The organism is Collinsella aerofaciens, from assembly GCF_020709435.1.
Classification (GTDB): domain Bacteria; phylum Actinomycetota; class Coriobacteriia; order Coriobacteriales; family Coriobacteriaceae; genus Collinsella; species Collinsella aerofaciens_AU.
On record NZ_JAJFDP010000011.1, the window covers coordinates 43,113 to 58,170 of the forward strand.

At 64.0% G+C, this 15,058-nt stretch carries 16 protein-coding genes and 1 tRNA gene; 12 read left to right on the forward strand and 5 right to left on the reverse strand.

What is annotated here, in order from left to right:
• Positions 1-85: 85 nt before the first annotated feature.
• Positions 86-1,498 carry a bifunctional UDP-N-acetylglucosamine diphosphorylase/glucosamine-1-phosphate N-acetyltransferase GlmU gene (gene glmU, locus LK493_RS07525; RefSeq protein ID WP_215673695.1) on the reverse strand — a complete coding sequence of 471 codons (1,413 nt, stop codon included), beginning with the start codon at positions 1,496-1,498 and terminating at the stop codon, positions 86-88.
• Between the two features lie 205 nt (positions 1,499-1,703).
• Here glmU and LK493_RS07530 point away from each other — a divergent pair, with 205 nt between their 5' ends.
• Genes LK493_RS07530 through LK493_RS07540 form a run of 3 tightly spaced genes read left to right on the forward strand, consistent with a single transcriptional unit; the run spans position 1,704 to position 4,943 of the window.
• A complete protein-coding gene (locus tag LK493_RS07530; protein WP_227790627.1) occupies positions 1,704-2,582 on the forward strand; it encodes an energy-coupling factor transporter transmembrane component T in 879 nt (292 codons plus the stop codon).
• The gene (locus LK493_RS07535) at positions 2,582-4,225 is read left to right on the forward strand and encodes an ABC transporter ATP-binding protein (protein WP_227790618.1); all 1,644 of its coding nucleotides are present in this window, start codon (positions 2,582-2,584) and stop codon (positions 4,223-4,225) included. The genes LK493_RS07530 and LK493_RS07535 overlap by 1 nt, the downstream gene beginning before the upstream one ends.
• 4 nt (positions 4,226-4,229) lie before the next feature.
• A complete protein-coding gene (locus LK493_RS07540) occupies positions 4,230-4,943 on the forward strand; it encodes a DUF6580 family putative transport protein (protein WP_195568410.1) in 714 nt (237 codons plus the stop codon).
• Between the two features lie 535 nt (positions 4,944-5,478).
• Here LK493_RS07540 and LK493_RS07545 read toward each other — a convergent pair.
• A complete protein-coding gene (locus LK493_RS07545; protein ID WP_138113647.1) occupies positions 5,479-6,297 on the reverse strand; it encodes an exodeoxyribonuclease III in 819 nt (272 codons plus the stop codon).
• Between the two features lie 113 nt (positions 6,298-6,410).
• Between LK493_RS07545 and LK493_RS07550 the strand changes: the two genes are divergently transcribed.
• The 3 genes from LK493_RS07550 to LK493_RS07560 all read left to right on the forward strand — a co-directional run bounded on the left by LK493_RS07550 (position 6,411) and on the right by LK493_RS07560 (position 9,703).
• The gene (locus tag LK493_RS07550) at positions 6,411-7,163 is read left to right on the forward strand and encodes an NAD-dependent protein deacylase (protein WP_161115243.1); all 753 of its coding nucleotides are present in this window, start codon (positions 6,411-6,413) and stop codon (positions 7,161-7,163) included.
• 95 nt (positions 7,164-7,258) lie between these two features.
• Positions 7,259-9,001, forward strand: coding sequence for a 2-amino-4-hydroxy-6-hydroxymethyldihydropteridine diphosphokinase (gene folK, locus LK493_RS07555; protein WP_227790619.1), 1,743 nt, complete (start codon positions 7,259-7,261; stop codon positions 8,999-9,001).
• The gene (locus LK493_RS07560) at positions 9,002-9,703 is read left to right on the forward strand and encodes a hypothetical protein (protein ID WP_227790620.1); all 702 of its coding nucleotides are present in this window, start codon (positions 9,002-9,004) and stop codon (positions 9,701-9,703) included. It abuts the gene before it with no gap.
• Between the two features lie 198 nt (positions 9,704-9,901).
• Here the strand turns inward: LK493_RS07560 and LK493_RS07565 are convergent, their stop codons facing one another.
• Positions 9,902-10,675 (reverse strand): type III pantothenate kinase, encoded by a 774-nt coding sequence (locus LK493_RS07565; RefSeq protein WP_227790621.1) that lies wholly within the window; start codon positions 10,673-10,675, stop codon positions 9,902-9,904.
• A 196-nt stretch (positions 10,676-10,871) separates the two neighbouring features.
• On the opposite strand from LK493_RS07565, the gene LK493_RS07570 reads away from it, so the two are divergent.
• The 4 genes from LK493_RS07570 (at position 10,872) to LK493_RS07580 (ending at position 12,797) form a co-directional block, all read left to right on the forward strand.
• Positions 10,872-10,948 (forward strand) — tRNA-Met (locus LK493_RS07570).
• A 599-nt stretch (positions 10,949-11,547) separates the two neighbouring features.
• On the forward strand, positions 11,548-11,670 hold the full coding sequence (locus tag LK493_RS10240) for a hypothetical protein (RefSeq protein WP_265333329.1): 123 nt from the start codon (positions 11,548-11,550) through the stop codon (positions 11,668-11,670).
• A 52-nt stretch (positions 11,671-11,722) separates the two neighbouring features.
• A complete protein-coding gene (locus LK493_RS07575; RefSeq protein ID WP_227790622.1) occupies positions 11,723-11,878 on the forward strand; it encodes a hypothetical protein in 156 nt (51 codons plus the stop codon).
• On the forward strand, positions 11,865-12,797 hold the full coding sequence (locus LK493_RS07580; protein WP_227790623.1) for a DUF4268 domain-containing protein: 933 nt from the start codon (positions 11,865-11,867) through the stop codon (positions 12,795-12,797). Before LK493_RS07575 ends, LK493_RS07580 begins: the two co-directional genes overlap by 14 nt.
• A 47-nt stretch (positions 12,798-12,844) precedes the next feature.
• Here the strand turns inward: LK493_RS07580 and LK493_RS07585 are convergent, their stop codons facing one another.
• Positions 12,845-13,027, reverse strand: a complete 183-nt coding sequence (locus LK493_RS07585; RefSeq protein ID WP_138113659.1) for a hypothetical protein — start codon at positions 13,025-13,027, stop codon at positions 12,845-12,847.
• A gap of 318 nt (positions 13,028-13,345) precedes the next feature.
• On the opposite strand from LK493_RS07585, the gene LK493_RS07590 reads away from it, so the two are divergent.
• Positions 13,346-13,645, forward strand: a complete 300-nt coding sequence (locus LK493_RS07590; RefSeq protein WP_158567277.1) for a DUF2958 domain-containing protein — start codon at positions 13,346-13,348, stop codon at positions 13,643-13,645.
• A 4-nt stretch (positions 13,646-13,649) separates the two neighbouring features.
• Positions 13,650-14,246, forward strand: a complete 597-nt coding sequence (locus LK493_RS07595; RefSeq protein ID WP_227790624.1) for a hypothetical protein — start codon at positions 13,650-13,652, stop codon at positions 14,244-14,246.
• A 273-nt stretch (positions 14,247-14,519) separates the two neighbouring features.
• Here LK493_RS07595 and LK493_RS07600 read toward each other — a convergent pair.
• The coding region (locus tag LK493_RS07600; protein WP_227790625.1) for a TraM recognition domain-containing protein at positions 14,520-15,058 on the reverse strand (539 nt) is incomplete at its 5' end.

Sequence of the window (15,058 nt, forward strand, 5' to 3'; positions counted from 1 at the left end):
ACCGACCACTCATCCGGTTGCGCAGGTCACGATAGAAAAAGGAGCCGCCCCCATGGGAACAGCTCCTTAGATGCTTGGTAAAACGTTATACCTCGTCGTCCTCGTGCAGACGGCGGCGATAATCGGCGGCCCAGCCCTCAATATTTATCTGGCGGGCACGACCCAGGCCAAGTGCGTCTGCCGGGACCGGCTCGGTGATGACGGAGCCGGCGGCCACGAGCGCGCCGTCGCCAATCTGGGCGGGCGCGACCATCATGGTGTCGGAGCCGATGAAGGCATCCTTGCCGATGACGGTCTTGTGCTTGTGCACGCCGTCGTAGTTGCAGGTGATGGAGCCCGCGCCCACGTTGACGCCGGAGCCCATGGTGGTGTCGCCGATGTAGGACAGGTGCGGCACCTTAGAGCCCTCGCCGATCGTGGACTTCTTGATCTCCACGTGCGTGCCGGCCTTGGAGCCGTCGAGCATATGGGTGCCCGGGCGCAGGTAGGCGCGCGGGCCGCAGTCGACGCCGTTCTCGATGACGGCCTCGACGGCGATGGTTTCATCGATGGTGCAGCCGCTGCCGACGGTGGTGTCGGTGAGGCGGCTGTTGGGGCCGAGCTGGCACTCCTCGCCCACGGTGACGTGGCCGATCAGGTGCGTCTGCGGCCACACGACGGTGTCGCGGCCGATGACGGCATCGGGACCGATCCAGGCCTGCGTGGGATCGATGAACGTGACGCCCTCGGCCATCCAGTGCTCGTTGATGCGGTCGCGCGCGATGGCGGTGAGCTGCGCGAGCTGAATGCGGCTGTTGACGCCCAGGCCGTCGCGGTAGTCGTCGCAGTGGAAGATGGAGACCACCTGGCCGTGACCCTTGAGGATTTCGAGCATGTCGGGCAGGTAGTACTCGGACTGCGCGTTGTCGTTGCCGATCTCGTTAATGTGGGCGGCGAGCTGCGCGCCGTCAAAGGCGTAGCAGCCGGCGTTGCACTCCAGCAGCGTGGCGGCTTGCTCGGGCGTGCAGTCCTTCTGCTCGATGATGCGCTCGATCTGGCCGTCGGCGCCCAGCTTGATGCGGCCGTAGCCAAAGGGGTCGGGCGGGGTCATGGTCATGACGGTGCAGGCGAGCTCGCCGGTGGCGACGGTCTGCGCGAACTTGGCGACGGTGTCGGCGGTGATGAGCGGCAAGTCGCCGTTGAGCACGACGACGGGGCCTTGCGTGATGCCGCAGGCCTCGAGCGCGACCTTCACGGCGTGGCCGGTGCCCAGGCGCTCGGTCTGCTCGACGCACTCGACCTTGGTGGCGCTGTTGGCGTAGGCGCCGTCGATGAGGGCGCGCATCTCGTCGGCGTGGCTGCCGATGACGACCACGACGCGGCTGCAGCCGGCCTTGATGGTGGCGTCGACGATCCACTGAACCATGGGCTTGCCCAGGATCTTGTGCGAAACCTTGCAGTGGTTCGACTTCATGCGGGTGCCCTCGCCGGCGGCGAGGATAATTGCGGTTGCGTCCATGTGATCTCCTGTTACGTTATAGAGACGTGTGCTTGGAAACGATACACGGCGCAATATGATACCGCAGGCATATGTTGAGCGCGTAACGATTGATGCGCGGCAGCTGAGGCTTGGGCCGGCGGTACGGCGTTTGCGCTGGTTGTGTATGGTGGCGGCGCTGCGGCGTTGACGTTTGAGCGAGGGGATGGGGATGCCCGTGGACACCATGCGAGAGGAATCGGGCAACGAACCCGTCGTGGCATTTTCGATGTCGCATCCGGCGGTGCCGGCGCTCTACATGGTGCTGACGTTGGGGCTCACCATGTTCTCGATGCAACCGGTGCTGATTGCGCTATCGCTTGCGGGCGGGTTGGCGTACGGGCTTGCGACGCGCGGTGTTGCGCGCACGTTGGGCGCGCTTCGCTGGCAGCTGCCGGTGATTTTGATCATTGCGGTGCTCAATCCGCTGTTTAGTGCATCGGGCTCGACGGAGCTGTTTCGTATTGGCATGCGTGCGGTGTATCTAGAGAGCATGGTTTACGGCCTGTGCATGGGCGGGCTGTTCGTGGCGAGCGTGCTGTGGTTTGAGGCCGCGGCGTCGATGCTCGAATACGACAAGGTACTTGCGCTTTTGGGCAACGCCGCGCCGGTGCTCGCGCTCATGATCTCGATGTGCACGCGGCTTATCCCGCAGTTTTTACGCCGCGGTCGTACGGTACTGGCGGTGCAGGATGCGATTGATGTGCCGGGTCGCGCGCCGGCCGATCCCGTGCGTTCGCGCCTACGGGCATCGAGCGTGTTGATGGGCTGGGGCATGGAAGATTCGCTGGAGCGCGCGGACGCCATGCGCTCCCGTGGATGGGGCGCCGCGACACGTCGCACGACGTACGCGCGGTATCGGCTGGGTCGCGGCGATGTTGCCGCGCTGGTTGGGCTTGCGGTGTTTGGTGCCGCTGCGGTGGCGGTGGCATGGACCGCGACAACGCAGTATTCGTTTTACCCGCAACTATCGGTGCCGGCGCCGTGGCTGGGCTATGTCGTGTACGCTGCCTGGATGATGCTGCCCTGCGTGTTGCATGCGATCGATGAGAAGAGGTTCGGCTGATGGCTCGGTTGGATAGGGGACCGGTGTCGGGCGCGGCATACGGCCCGGATATGCCGGCGATTGAGGTGCGGAGCCTGAGCTTTGCCTACCCCGATGCGGATGCTGCGGTGCTCGAGGGACTCGACTGGTCTGTTCCCCAAGGTGCATTTGCGCTGCTTGTCGGCGGTACCGGATCGGGTAAGTCGACGTTGCTGTCGCTACTCAAGCCCGAGATCGCTCCGGCGGGCGAGCGCACTGGCGAACTGCTCGTGCTGGGCGAGAACGTCGCCGACATGGATGTGCGGGCATCGGCGGAGCGCGTGGGCTATGTGTTCCAGGATCCCGAGAACCAGATCGTGTGCGAAACCGTGTGGCACGAGATGGCGTTTGGCCTGGAAAACTTGGGGCTAGCGCGTGATGAGATGCGCCGTCGCGTAGCTGAGACCAGCTATTTCTTTGGGCTGGAAGATTGGCTTCACCGCGATACTGACACGCTTTCGGGCGGTCGCAAACAGTTGCTGTCGTTGGCGGCCGTTCTGACGCTGCGCCCGCGCGTGCTGCTGCTCGACGAGCCCACGTCTCAGCTTGATCCGGTTGCGGAGAAGAATTTTCTGCACGCGCTGTTTCGCGTGAACCGTGAGCTGGGCTGCACGGTTGTTGTGGCTACGCATCAACCGCGGCCGATGCTCGAGTATGCGACGCGTGCGTACCGGATTGAGGGCGGTCGCGTGCGCGAGGTGGCGGATATGGCTTCTTTGGGACGCCGAGAATCGCTGTTTTCCGATGAGATGTTGGGGTGGGGTGCCATCCGATGTGCAAAAAACGGAGTATTCAGCAGGCGTGAGGACAATTTGGGCTCTCTGGAGCCGCCCGGGGACGTATCGAGCGCGAAAAAAAGTTCAGAATTGGACAAATCGTCCGAATTTGTGGCGCAAACGTCGCTCGAGAACGGCTCGGAAGCCTTCCCGCGCACGGATGGAAGCAGAATACTCCAAAAAATGCACGGCGGGTCGGCTACCACCCTGTCGGAAGGCTGGTTTCGCTACGATCGCGCGGGCGGTTGGGTGCTGCGCGGGCTCGACGTTGCGTTTTCGGCCAGTGCGGTGCATGCGATCGTGGGCGGCAACGGATGCGGTAAGTCGACGATGCTCTCGGTGCTGGCGAAGACCGCCAAGCTGCAGCGCGGCCGCATGGTGCGCGGAGCGGCCTCGGCGGCGCTGCTGCCTCAGAATCCCAAAGCATTGCTGGTTGCCGAGACGGTGCGCGACGAGCTGATGGAATGGGCCTCGACCTGCGGATATGACGAGAACTTGGCGCGGGAGCGTGCGGCGCAACTGGGATTGGACGGCCTGGAGACGCGCCACCCTTACGACCTCTCGGGCGGACAGCGCCAGCTGCTTGCGCTGGCAAAGCTGCTGCTGATCGGCCCCGAGCTGCTGCTGCTTGACGAGCCCACGAAGGGCCTTGACCTGGAGAGCCGCCGCATCATCGCCCGCGCCCTGCGTGACCATGCGAAGGCTGGCGGCACCGTCATCATGGCTACGCACGATTTGGACTTTGCCGAGCAGGTAGCCGACGACGTCGCCATGATGTTTGACGGCGAGATTGCCTGCATGGAGCCCCCGGCCGACTTCTTTGCCGACAACGTGTTCTATAGGGCGTGATGGGATGACGGACTGTCGTTTCTCGCGTTTACTCACAAAACTGGAGATCCCGCTGTTGTTGGCGGTGCCGGCGGTGATGGCAGCGGCGTTGCTGGCGGGCGTTGAGCAGGCGGCGCTTGCCATGCTTGTCGTGGTGGCGCTGGTGCTTGCACTGTTCTTTGCGGGTTACGAGGCATCTCGTCCGGGTTTGCGCCAGATTATGCCCACGCTGGTGCTGGCGGCGCTGGCGGCGGCGGGGCGCATCCTGTTTGGGCCCATTCCCGACTTTAAACCGGTGAGCGCCATCGCCATTATCGCGGGGGCGACGCTTGGTCGCCGCAATGGTTTTATGGTTGGCGCGCTGGCGGCGCTGACCAGCAATTTCTTTTTTGGGCAGGGCATGTGGACGCCATGGCAGATGTATGCCTGGGGCCTGGTTGGCTATGTTGGCGGTGCGCTGGCGCATGCCGGTGCGTTCGACCGTGCGGATGGAACCGTGCGCATGCCGGCGCTGATGGCGTACGGCTTTGCTTCGGGTCTGCTGTACGGCGTGGTGATCAACGCGTACGACATTATCGGTTTTGTACAACCGCTCACGTGGGCGGGCGTCGTGGCGCGTCTTGCCACGGCAGTGCCGTTCGATATCACACACGGCCTCGCGACCTGCGTGTTCTTGGCCGCCCTCTACAAGCCTTGGTGTCGACGGATCAACCGCGTTGTCGTGAAATACGGGCTGTAGGGCTGGTTGCGCCGGGGCGTGAATCAATACTTCCGAAGTACCATTTCAAAACTATGCCGGTTTACGGGGCTAGATTAGCGTAGGCCGACCATACCGGCTTTTTTCAAAATAGAGCAAGCCGTTTACCTGAGGTTTTATTATTTCGGAATTGCGTATGGTTGGGGGTTCGCGATTCAGCCCCGTAAACCGGCATAGTTTTGGAATGGCCGGCTGATATGACGGGCATCGTGGCCCTCAGAGAGCCAAATCGATCCGTTTTCCTCCGTCCCCAGACGTCCCCGGGGAATCAGTTGGCGGCGCTTGCCACGAAACTGGCCCATCTACTACGTTTAGCTTGATACCCCCGACCATGACCGCGTTTTACGAAAAACCGCAGGCTTTCTACCTGCGGTTTTCTTTTTGCGTTGTTCGCTGTGGTTGAGGGTAGTGGCTTAAACGTAGTAGATGGGTCAGTTCCGTGGCGGGAGGGCCGCGTGGGTTCCCTCGCGAGGTGAAAATGATCCCTTTTCCTCCGTCCCCAGGGGATCAATTGGGGCTAGAGTTCTAGCGTGAGGGTGACGGGGCAGTGGTCGCTGCCGAAGATGTCGCCGCGGATGCCGGTGTCGCGAACGTTGGCGGCGATTGCGTCGCTTACCAGGAAGTAGTCGATGCGCCAGCCGGCGTTGTTCTTGCGGGCATTAAAGCGATAGCTCCACCAGCTGTAGACGCCCTCAACGTCCGGATTAGCCGTGCGCCAGGTATCGGTAAAGCCGGCGTTGAGCAGCTCGGTAAACTTACCGCGCTCTTCGTCCGAAAAGCCTGCGTTGCCGCGGTTGGACTTGGGGTTCTTAAGGTCGATCTCTTCGTGCGCCACGTTAAAGTCGCCGCAGGTTACGACGGGCTTGCCGGTTTCGTGCTCAAGCGCGCCCAAAAAGCCGCGATAGGCATCGTCCCAGGCCATACGCACGTCGATGCGCGCGAGCTCATTTTGCGCGTTGGGCGTATAGACGTCGACAAACCAAAACTTGTCGAACTCGAGCGCACAGACGCGGCCCTCGGTCGCGGCTTGGGCGACGAGCTCGGCCGCCTCGCCCTCGCCGGCGTAGGGCAGCAGCGCATCGGCGCGCAGTACGCGCAGCGGTTCCTGGCGGCTAAAGACCGCGGTGCCCGAGTAGCCCTTGCGCTCGGCGTAGCTCCAGGTTTGGTGATAGCCGGGCAGGTCGATATCGACCTGGCCCTCCTGCAGCTTGGTCTCTTGCAGCGCCAGGATATCGACGTCGAGTTCTTGCGCGATCTGGATAAAGCTCGGGTCCTTTTTGAGCACGGCGCGCAGGCCGTTGACGTTCCACGAGGCGAAAGTGTAAGTCTGAGGCATGGTGTCCTTTCGACGGGGTTGGCAGGCTTAAGATTAACGCAACAAGAGCGGGGCGGAGTCCGCGAGTGATAGTGCGAACGCCGCCGTCTCGGAGACACGGACGGAGGACTCATATGACGCAGGCAATATCGGACCCCAGGCAGGCCTCCGCCGCGCTGGCGGATCTGTTTGACACCCACAAGCGCGTGGTCTTCTTTGGCGGCGCTGGTGTTTCCACGGCAAGTGGCATCCCCGATTTCCGCAGCGTGGACGGCCTGTATCACCAGCAGTTTGCCTATCCGCCCGAGACCATGCTGTCGCATAGCTTTTACGAGGCGCATCCGGCCGAGTTCTTCGACTTCTACCGCACCAAGATGATCGCGCTTGGCGCCAAGCCCAATCGCTGCCACACCAAGCTGGCCGAGCTGGAGCGCGCCGGCAAGCTAAATGCCGTGGTGACGCAAAATATCGACGGCCTGCATCAGATGGCCGGCTCACGGCGCGTGTTTGAGCTGCACGGATCGGTCCATCGCAACATTTGCCAGTCGTGTAGCGCGGTCTATAGCGCCGAGTGGATTTGCTCGCGCGAGCACGAGGACGCCGCGGGCGTGCCTGCGTGCCCCGCGTGCGGCGGCCGCATCAAGCCCGATGTAGTGCTCTACGAGGAGCCGCTCGACGAGCACGTGCTGACCGGTGCCGTTGCCGCCATCGCCGCGGCCGATGCCCTTATTGTGGGCGGGACCTCGCTCGTGGTGTATCCGGCGGCAGGCCTTACGCGTTACTTTACCGGCGATACGCTGGCTATATGCAACCTTGCTCCCACCGATCAGGATGCAAATGCCGACCTGCTGATTTCTTGCGACATCGCGGCCGCGTTTGCGTTCTAGCCCGCGCGCGCGGATACAATAGAAAGAATGAGTGCAAAGCGACCCCGCCGCCAGCTCCCCAAGCTCGGCGGCGTGGGCATTTTAGGAGGATGTTCATGGCGAACGACAGCAAGACATGGCGGTGCGGAAAGTACGAGCTCAGCTTTGACCGTCCGCGCATCATGGGCGTCCTCAACGTGACGCCCGATTCGTTTAGCGATGGCGGGGAGCACTTCGACCCGGACGCCGCCATCGAGTACGGCCTAGCGATGCTCGACGCCGGCGCCGACATCATCGACGTGGGCGGCGAGTCCACGCGCCCTGGTTTTACCCCGGTCAACCCCGACGAGGAGGCTCGCCGCGCGCTGCCCGTGGTTCGCGCGCTGGCCAAGGAGGGCGCCATCGTCTCGATCGACACGCGTCATGTGGCGGTTGCCAAGGCGGCCGTGCGCTGCGGCGCCTCGATCGTCAACGACGTGACCGGCTTCACCGATCCCAAGATGGTCGAGTTTGTTAAGACGAGCACCTGCGGCGTCATCGTGATGCATGCCGGCGAGGTCGCCGCGCCCACCCGCACGCACGCAACGGTGCAGCTCGATACCTCGGCAGCGGCGTTTGTTGCCGAGAAGGCGCGCGAGGCGGCTGCCGAGGCCGCGCGTGAGGCCGAGAAGCCGGCTCGCCGCCGTCGCGGCAAGTTGCTGGGTGAGCCTAAGTCGGAGGCCAAGCTTCCGGGCGGCGTGGTGCAGCCCTCGTTGCCGTTTGGCGAACCGGAGCCCACGTCCGAGCCTGCAAGTGAGCAGGAGACGCCGGCCGCCGAGCAGGCTGCTGCCGCCGAGACCGTCGTGCCCGCGCCCGAGGCCGCGCCCGCAGCCACCGAGGCCGCATTGGAGCCCAATGACCGCCTGGCCGCCATGATGCGCCGCAGCGCCCGCCGCGAGGAAGCCTACGTGCCCACCTCGCAGCTCCGCCGCTTCACCCTGCCCGATTCGGCGCCCATCATGCGCCGCGTCATGGGCTTTCTGTCCGACCAGGCCCGCACGCTCATCCATGCCGGCGTGTCGCGCGACCGCATCTGCATCGATCCTGGCCCGGGCTTTGGTAAGTCGGCTAACGAGGATATCGTCATCCAGCGCGAGACTGCCAAGATGGCGTCACTGGGCTATCCGCTCATGTGCGCCGTGTCGCGCAAGCGCTTTGTGGGCGCCGTCTCGGGCGTGAACGAGGCCGCCGAGCGCGATGCCGCTACGTTTGGCGTGTGCCTGGGCGCTATCCAGGCCGGTGCCAACATCGTGCGCGTGCACGACGCCGCGGGTTTTGCGCAGTTCCTGAACGGCTACTGGGCGGTTGCCAAGCCGCAGCCGCGCCGCGCGTTTGTGGCCGTGGGCTCCAACCTGGGGCATCGCTGCGACAACATCCGCGCCGCACGCGAGATGATCGCCGAGATTCCACTCACCTGCGTGTCCAACTCCTCAAAGATTTACGAGAGCGAGCCGGCCTACGAGACGCGCCAGGACGCGTTTGCCAACGCCGTCATCGAGATCAAGACCGAGCTGGCGCCGTTGGTGCTGCTCGACGAGCTCATGAAAATCGAGGCCGAGCTGGGGCGCGACCGCTCCAAGAAGGCCAAGGTCAACGGCCCGCGCACCATCGACCTGGACCTGTTGTGGATGGACGGCGAGACCCACGGCGGCAAAAAGCTGCGCCTGCCGCATCCGCTCATTGGCGAGCGCGATTTTGTGCTGGTGCCGCTCGAGGACCTGATGCACGATCCGGCGCGGTTCTTCCGCTACAACGGCGTCGAGGTCAAGGAGCCCGAGGACCGCGTGGGTCATATCGTGGGCGAATTGGGGCGTATGTAGATGATCGAGATGAATGCTGTTGCCGCCGGCACCGAGCTCGACGCGGCGCGTGACGCGGGCCGCGAGGGCGTGTCCGCGGGCTGGTGTGCGTGGAGCGCGGGCGATGCTTCGCTGACGTTTTCGCTGGTTGTGCGTCCGGATGTGAATATGCATGCCTTCCACGGTCTGCCGTTTGTGGCCGCGATGGGCATGATGGACGCGCTCGTGGGCACGGCTTCGACGCCGGGGTTGGGCCTTGCCGGTAAGGTGGGTATCCAGTGGCCGAGCGACATTGTGTGCGGCGCGCCCGCGTTTGAGACGTCGTTCGCGCGCGTCGCCGTCAACGGTGGTGCCGGTGCTGCGGGCATGTTCGGTGCCGTGACGGTGGATATTGAGCATTCGGCGTTGAGCGAGCTTGGTGTGGACGTAGCTGACGAAGCGCTGGTCGAGGCGTTGGCCGTCGCCGTGCTGACCCGTGTGGACACCTGGGCGGTTGTTGCCAACACGCCGCAAGGCGCCGCAGGGCCGCTGGCTCCCGTGCTGGGCGAGTATTTCGACATGGTACCGCTGCTGGGCCGCCAAGTTGCGGCGGTGTCGCCCAACGGCTTGCCGCTTGCGGTCGGTGTGTTTGCGGGCCTGGACATCTGGGGCCGCGCGACCATCAAGACCGATGCCGGCGAGCAGGAGTTTCCGCCCGAGGCCGTACGAATTCGCGGGCTGTAGCGCGAGGCACCAGCGCTCAAAGACAACGATGACAACAAGACCCTCCTCGGCCTGCGCCGGGGAGGGTTTCGCCTATCTGGGGAATGGGTTGCCAGCGCCCTATTCCTCAAAACTGAAAATTTTTCGATTTTGAGGAATAGGCTTGGCGAGCCTTTGCGGGGACTGTGGCATCGGGCGTGCTCGACTTAAGCCCCTGCTCTATCCCAGCTCCTGCATGCGGCGGTAGATTTCGCAGATACCCTTGATGGTGAGCTGTCCGTCGACCACGTCGAAGGCATCGGTCGAATCGGCGACGATACTGGCGAGACCGCCCGTGGCGATAACGGTGGCATCGTCGCGGCCCAGCTCGCGCTTCATGCGCGCGACCAGGCCTTCGGCCATGGCGGCGGCGCCCATCACGGCGCCGACCTTGATGCATTCCTCGGTGTCACGGCCGATGGCGTGCTCGGGCGCCTCGAGCGGAACGCTGGCGAGCTTGGCAGCGCGGGCAGCTAGCGCGTCCATGGAGATGCGGATGCCCGGCGCGATCGCTCCGCCAATGTAATAGCCGTCCTCATCGATGACGTCGATATTGGTCGCGGTACCAAAGTCCACCACGATCGCTGGCGCGCCGTAGAAAGCTTCGGCTGCGACGGCGTTAGCTACGCGGTCGGCGCCCACGGCCTGGGGTCGCGCCGCACGCAGCTTGGTCACGGCGGCCGTCTGCGGCCCGATGACGATGGCGTCTGCGGCAATGCGGTCGGCCACGGCGTGCCATTCGCGCGAGAGCTGCGGCACCACGCCGGCAAAGGCGATCGCGTCGACCGCGCCGAGCGAGAGGTCGTACATCTTAAAGAAGCCCATCAGGCGCACGTGGATCTCGTCGGCGGTATAGGAGCGGTCGGTGGGCATGCGCCACGACTGCACCAGCTCGTCTCCGTCAAACAGGCCCATGGCCGTCTGCGTATTTCCCATATCGATAGCGAGCAGCATGTCTACTCCCAGTGTCGGCATAAAAGGACGCGCACCATTGTATACGTGCCGTCGACGGCGCTCGGCTGCGATTCGTTTACGGTGATAGGGGCTGAGGGGTTTAAATATGAAGGAATTATGCTCTACGAGATTTTCCTTGCCGCTTACCGAACTCCCGCGTAATATTCTTTCTAGCGCACATGAGGCGCCCAGACATTGCGGGGTGGAGCAGTCTGGTAGCTCGCCGGGCTCATAACCCGGAGGTCGTAGGTTCAAATCCTGCCCCCGCGACCAAGACTTTTAGCAGCTCAGAGGCATTGTTTCTCTGGGCTGTTTCTTTTTTGACTTTCAATCTTGGTCGAATTTTGGTCGAAATCAATTAATAACGGCATTTTTCGAACAGGATGCCTGCTTGAACCATCTCCACACTGGTTGACGCCGGTTGGCGACGAGTTCAGCAGGACCGTTCGGCGCTCCTCCACACTTTCTGCGCTTTATTTGAGAGTTACCAGACAAGAATGACGAAGTCCCTCTAGCTCTGGCGGGCCTATGCCGTGGGCATGGGTGGGGCCCCACCGGGGGCGGGCCTTATTTGGAAAGAGGCAGTTACAAGACCGTAGATTGCTCTTGGTCGAATTGGCCTGAAATGAGATTCGGGTCGCTACGCCCATTATCTAAAATGGTGACATCTGAGCTGTAACAAAGGCGCCGCTATATGAATACGGTCTACGATGCTCTTGACCCTATCGTTAACGGGTTGGTATCGAACAATCTGGCGCGATGTTGGGGATGAACTGCGGCAGTACGACGCTTTTGGCCGACCGGCTGATAAGTGGGCTGATAGGCCCTCTCGTCTCTACGCTATCTGCCACGAGTTTTCGGGAGCGCGCGAGATGCCGATGACGTTCGAGGAGGCCGAGGAGGAGCAGGAGCGCGAGCCTTGGGAAGATGAGCTCATCAGTTTCGTCTTCACGGACAGCGACATAATCGCCGCGGCGTTGACGAACGGCACCTGATAGCGCCTCTCCGCGGATCGAGTGGTTCGTTTTTCAAGGGAAGGGAAACCGCATGGCTAAGAAGAGATATACTTTGCTATTCGTGTACCCGTACGAGCTGAAGGACGTCGACGAACGTCGTGGGCTCCTGCTACGGTCGTTTGATGGCGAGAGGCTCTACAATGGTGCCAGATTATCGGTCGAGAGGGTGACGGATGAAGACTTATAACCTGGACACCATTCAGAAGGTTCCCCTGCGCGAGGTGTGGCCGCATGAGGCCCACGACTTCACCAAGTGGCTGGCCGAGGAGCAGAATCTCGCAACCCTCGGGATGGCGGTCGGAATCGAGCTCGAGCTAATAGAGACGGAGTCGTCGGTCGGCTCGTTCAACGTGGATATCTACGCGCAGGAGTCCGGTACGGGCCGCAAGGTGATCATCGAGAACCAGCTCGAGGACACCAACCACGACCATCTCGGCAAGGTGATCACGTATGCCGCCGGCAAGGGCGCCGAGGTCGTCATCTGGGTCGTGGCGCACGCCCGCGACGAGCATCGCCAGGCCATCGAGTGGCTCAACCAGCACACCGACAGCGACTTCGGGTTCTTCCTGGTCGAGGTCGAGCTCTGGAAGATCGGGGGCTCCCTGCCCGCCCCGCGCTTCGGCGTGGTCGAGCGGCCGAACGAGTGGACCAAGACCGTGAAGCTCTCCGAGGGGCTCAGCGAGACCGAAAAGGTCAAGCTGGCGTACTGGACGGCCTACCGCGATGTGGCAGGCGGCCATCCGGAGTTCCTCAAGGAGTTCAGCCCGCAGAAGCCCAGCAAGGACCATTGGTCGACGCTTCGCCTGGGGGTCTCGGCATACCATCTCGCCCTGCTCATCGATACGCAAAAGGGTCGCACGGGCATCGAGCTGTACGTGGACGACGACAAGGAGATCGGGCACCGCGCCATCGCCAACAGCGGGGTCTTCGAGGATCACCTCGGGCTGACGGCGGTGACCTTCGATGCGAAAAAGGCATCGGGGCTGCGCTTCTACAAGGCGGGCCACCCCATCAAGGGCCACCAGGACGCATGGCCGGGGTACATCGAGGAACAGCTCGGATGGGCCCTCGAGATGAAAAAAATAATCGCGGAGATCGAGCTCTAAAAAACGCCCCGGTAGTAAAATGCAGGGGCGTTTTCTATTGACGGGATTCAGCGCCGGCCCGTTTCGGTCCGGATGCGCCGCTCGGCCTCTTCGAGGTCCCTGACAATCCTTCCCAGCGCCATGTAGTAATGCGCGAAGACCGGGTCCTCCTTGCCGGACCGGTTCTCGCAGCAAAAGAGCATCGACTCATGAAGGCAGGCGAGCTCGTAGACGATGTCTTCGAGTTCCATATGGCTCCTCTCGAAAAGTGAATAGCGGTTCAGATGGTATCGATGTTGGGCGTGGGCTGCCGGCGTCCGCCGTGAATCGGCCACGGCTCCGCGGCCGGGTGGCACCTCCGCTACGCCGCGTCAAGGGGGCCCATGAGACCCCGCACAAACCTCCGCTCCGCTCCGGTTGGTGGAGGTCGTCATGGACCTCCCTTGACCCGTCTTCGCTCCGGTGCGGCTTTGCAGGGAGCAAAGCCGACGACGACGCACGGCGTCGCCATTCGGCTTTGCCCGCAGGGGCGAGATGTTGAGGGCAGGTTGCCCGGAACGGAGGAAGACATGCAGCAGCTGATGACCGAGGAAATCGCCAAGACGGTGCCGAGGCTCTACGAGCAGGACGGGGCAGAGGACCCCACAGTCTACGCCCACTACTTCTCGTGCGTGAACGGATGGGACTGGTGGCTGCTCGAGTTCGACGGAACGGACGAGGCGTTCGGCCTCGTCGAGGGCTACGACGACGAGCTCGGCTACTTCAGCATCAAGGAGATGGCCGAGCTGAACCGCCAGATGGGGTTCGCCGCCGTCGAGCGCGACGAGCACTTCTCCCCGAAGCCGCTCAGCGCCGTCAGGAGGAGGTAGCCGCATGGTCACGGTCGAGTTCGACTCCATGGGCGAGGCGGTCCGCCTCGCCCTCGTGGCCGATGAGTACGTGGGCGGCGGCCTGGCCGTCCTCCTCCTCGACGCCACGAACCCGCGCTCCGAGGGCTACATGGCCGAGTGGGGCGTGCTCACGGCGAACGTGCCGGCGGCGGCCGAGTGGTGCCGCGGACGCGGCAACATCGCCATCGACGCCGACGTGCCCGCGGCGCTCCTCGAGGCGCTCGAGGCCGCCGGCTTGCTCCGCATGGCCGGCCGCTCGGCGGCGTCCGGGATGGCCCGCTACCCGCTGGCCACGGTCGCCGGGCACGCCCTCGCCGACATGGGCGGCCTGCCCGAGACCCTCGAGGAGGCTCTCGGCTCGACAGTCGTCATCGAGTACGAGTCGGGCGGCGACGGCGGCGCGTTCGAGGCGGGGACCGCGCCGGCCGGATCGGCCGAGCTCGAGCGACTCATCGCCGCCGCGAGGTCCGAGGCCGATGCGTTGGCGGGCGCCGGCGGATGGGCTGCCGTCCGGGTCGGGTTCGGGGATGCCGAGACCATCGACTGCGAGACGGGCCGGACGGTTTACGTCGCGGGGTGAAATGGGAGGAGGGCGTGGGCGCGGTCCGGATGGGCCGCGCTTTTCCTTTCCCGGGGATGCGGAACTCCCACCGTCCAAGTGCCTCGGACGGTGGGAGCAGGATAAGGGCGCACTACGGGCGCCCGGGATTTTACGGCGCAACTCGGCGTGCCGAGTTCGTTGCCGCTGGTAGCGTGGCCGGTTAACCCGGAAGGCGGTCACGGCCCGCCGTCATACGCGCCTCGCGTGCCGTATGACGGCGGGCAGTTTTTGCAGGCAGGGCCGTATGACGCATCAGAACCCGTCGGGCGCGGCGGACACCTTGCGCTTCCTGCCGCCGGGCGGCGACCCCTTGGGCTTTTTCGGCTTCTCCGGGATGCGCCATACCGGTGCCGGGGAGGTGTTGCGGGTCTCCCCCTCGAGCGCCCGCGCGAGCAGCGCGCCCTCGGCCTCCGGCGACGTCAGGCCCAGCAGCGGCCCCAGGAACGTCTCGGTGATGTCGCGGCTGGCGAGCGCCATCGGTCCCCCCGCGTCGATCACGAGCGCGCCGTTCTCGCGCGCGCTCCAGGCCATGAGCTCCGACGGGGTGATCAGCGGGCGGCGCGCCACGGAGAACGACTTGCCGGACGAGGAGCTCTGCGTCCCCTTGGTGGAGCTCTCCCCGGTCGTCCTCACGCTGTAGTCGCCGAGGCGCTTGCTGATCTCCTCCGCCTCGCCGACGGACTCAACCGAGAGGACGACCTGGGTGCCGAGCAGCGCCAGCAGCGCGTCCGACTCGGCCCTGGAGTAGCCGCACCGCGCCTCGAGCAGATGGGTGTTCTGGAGCACGAAGA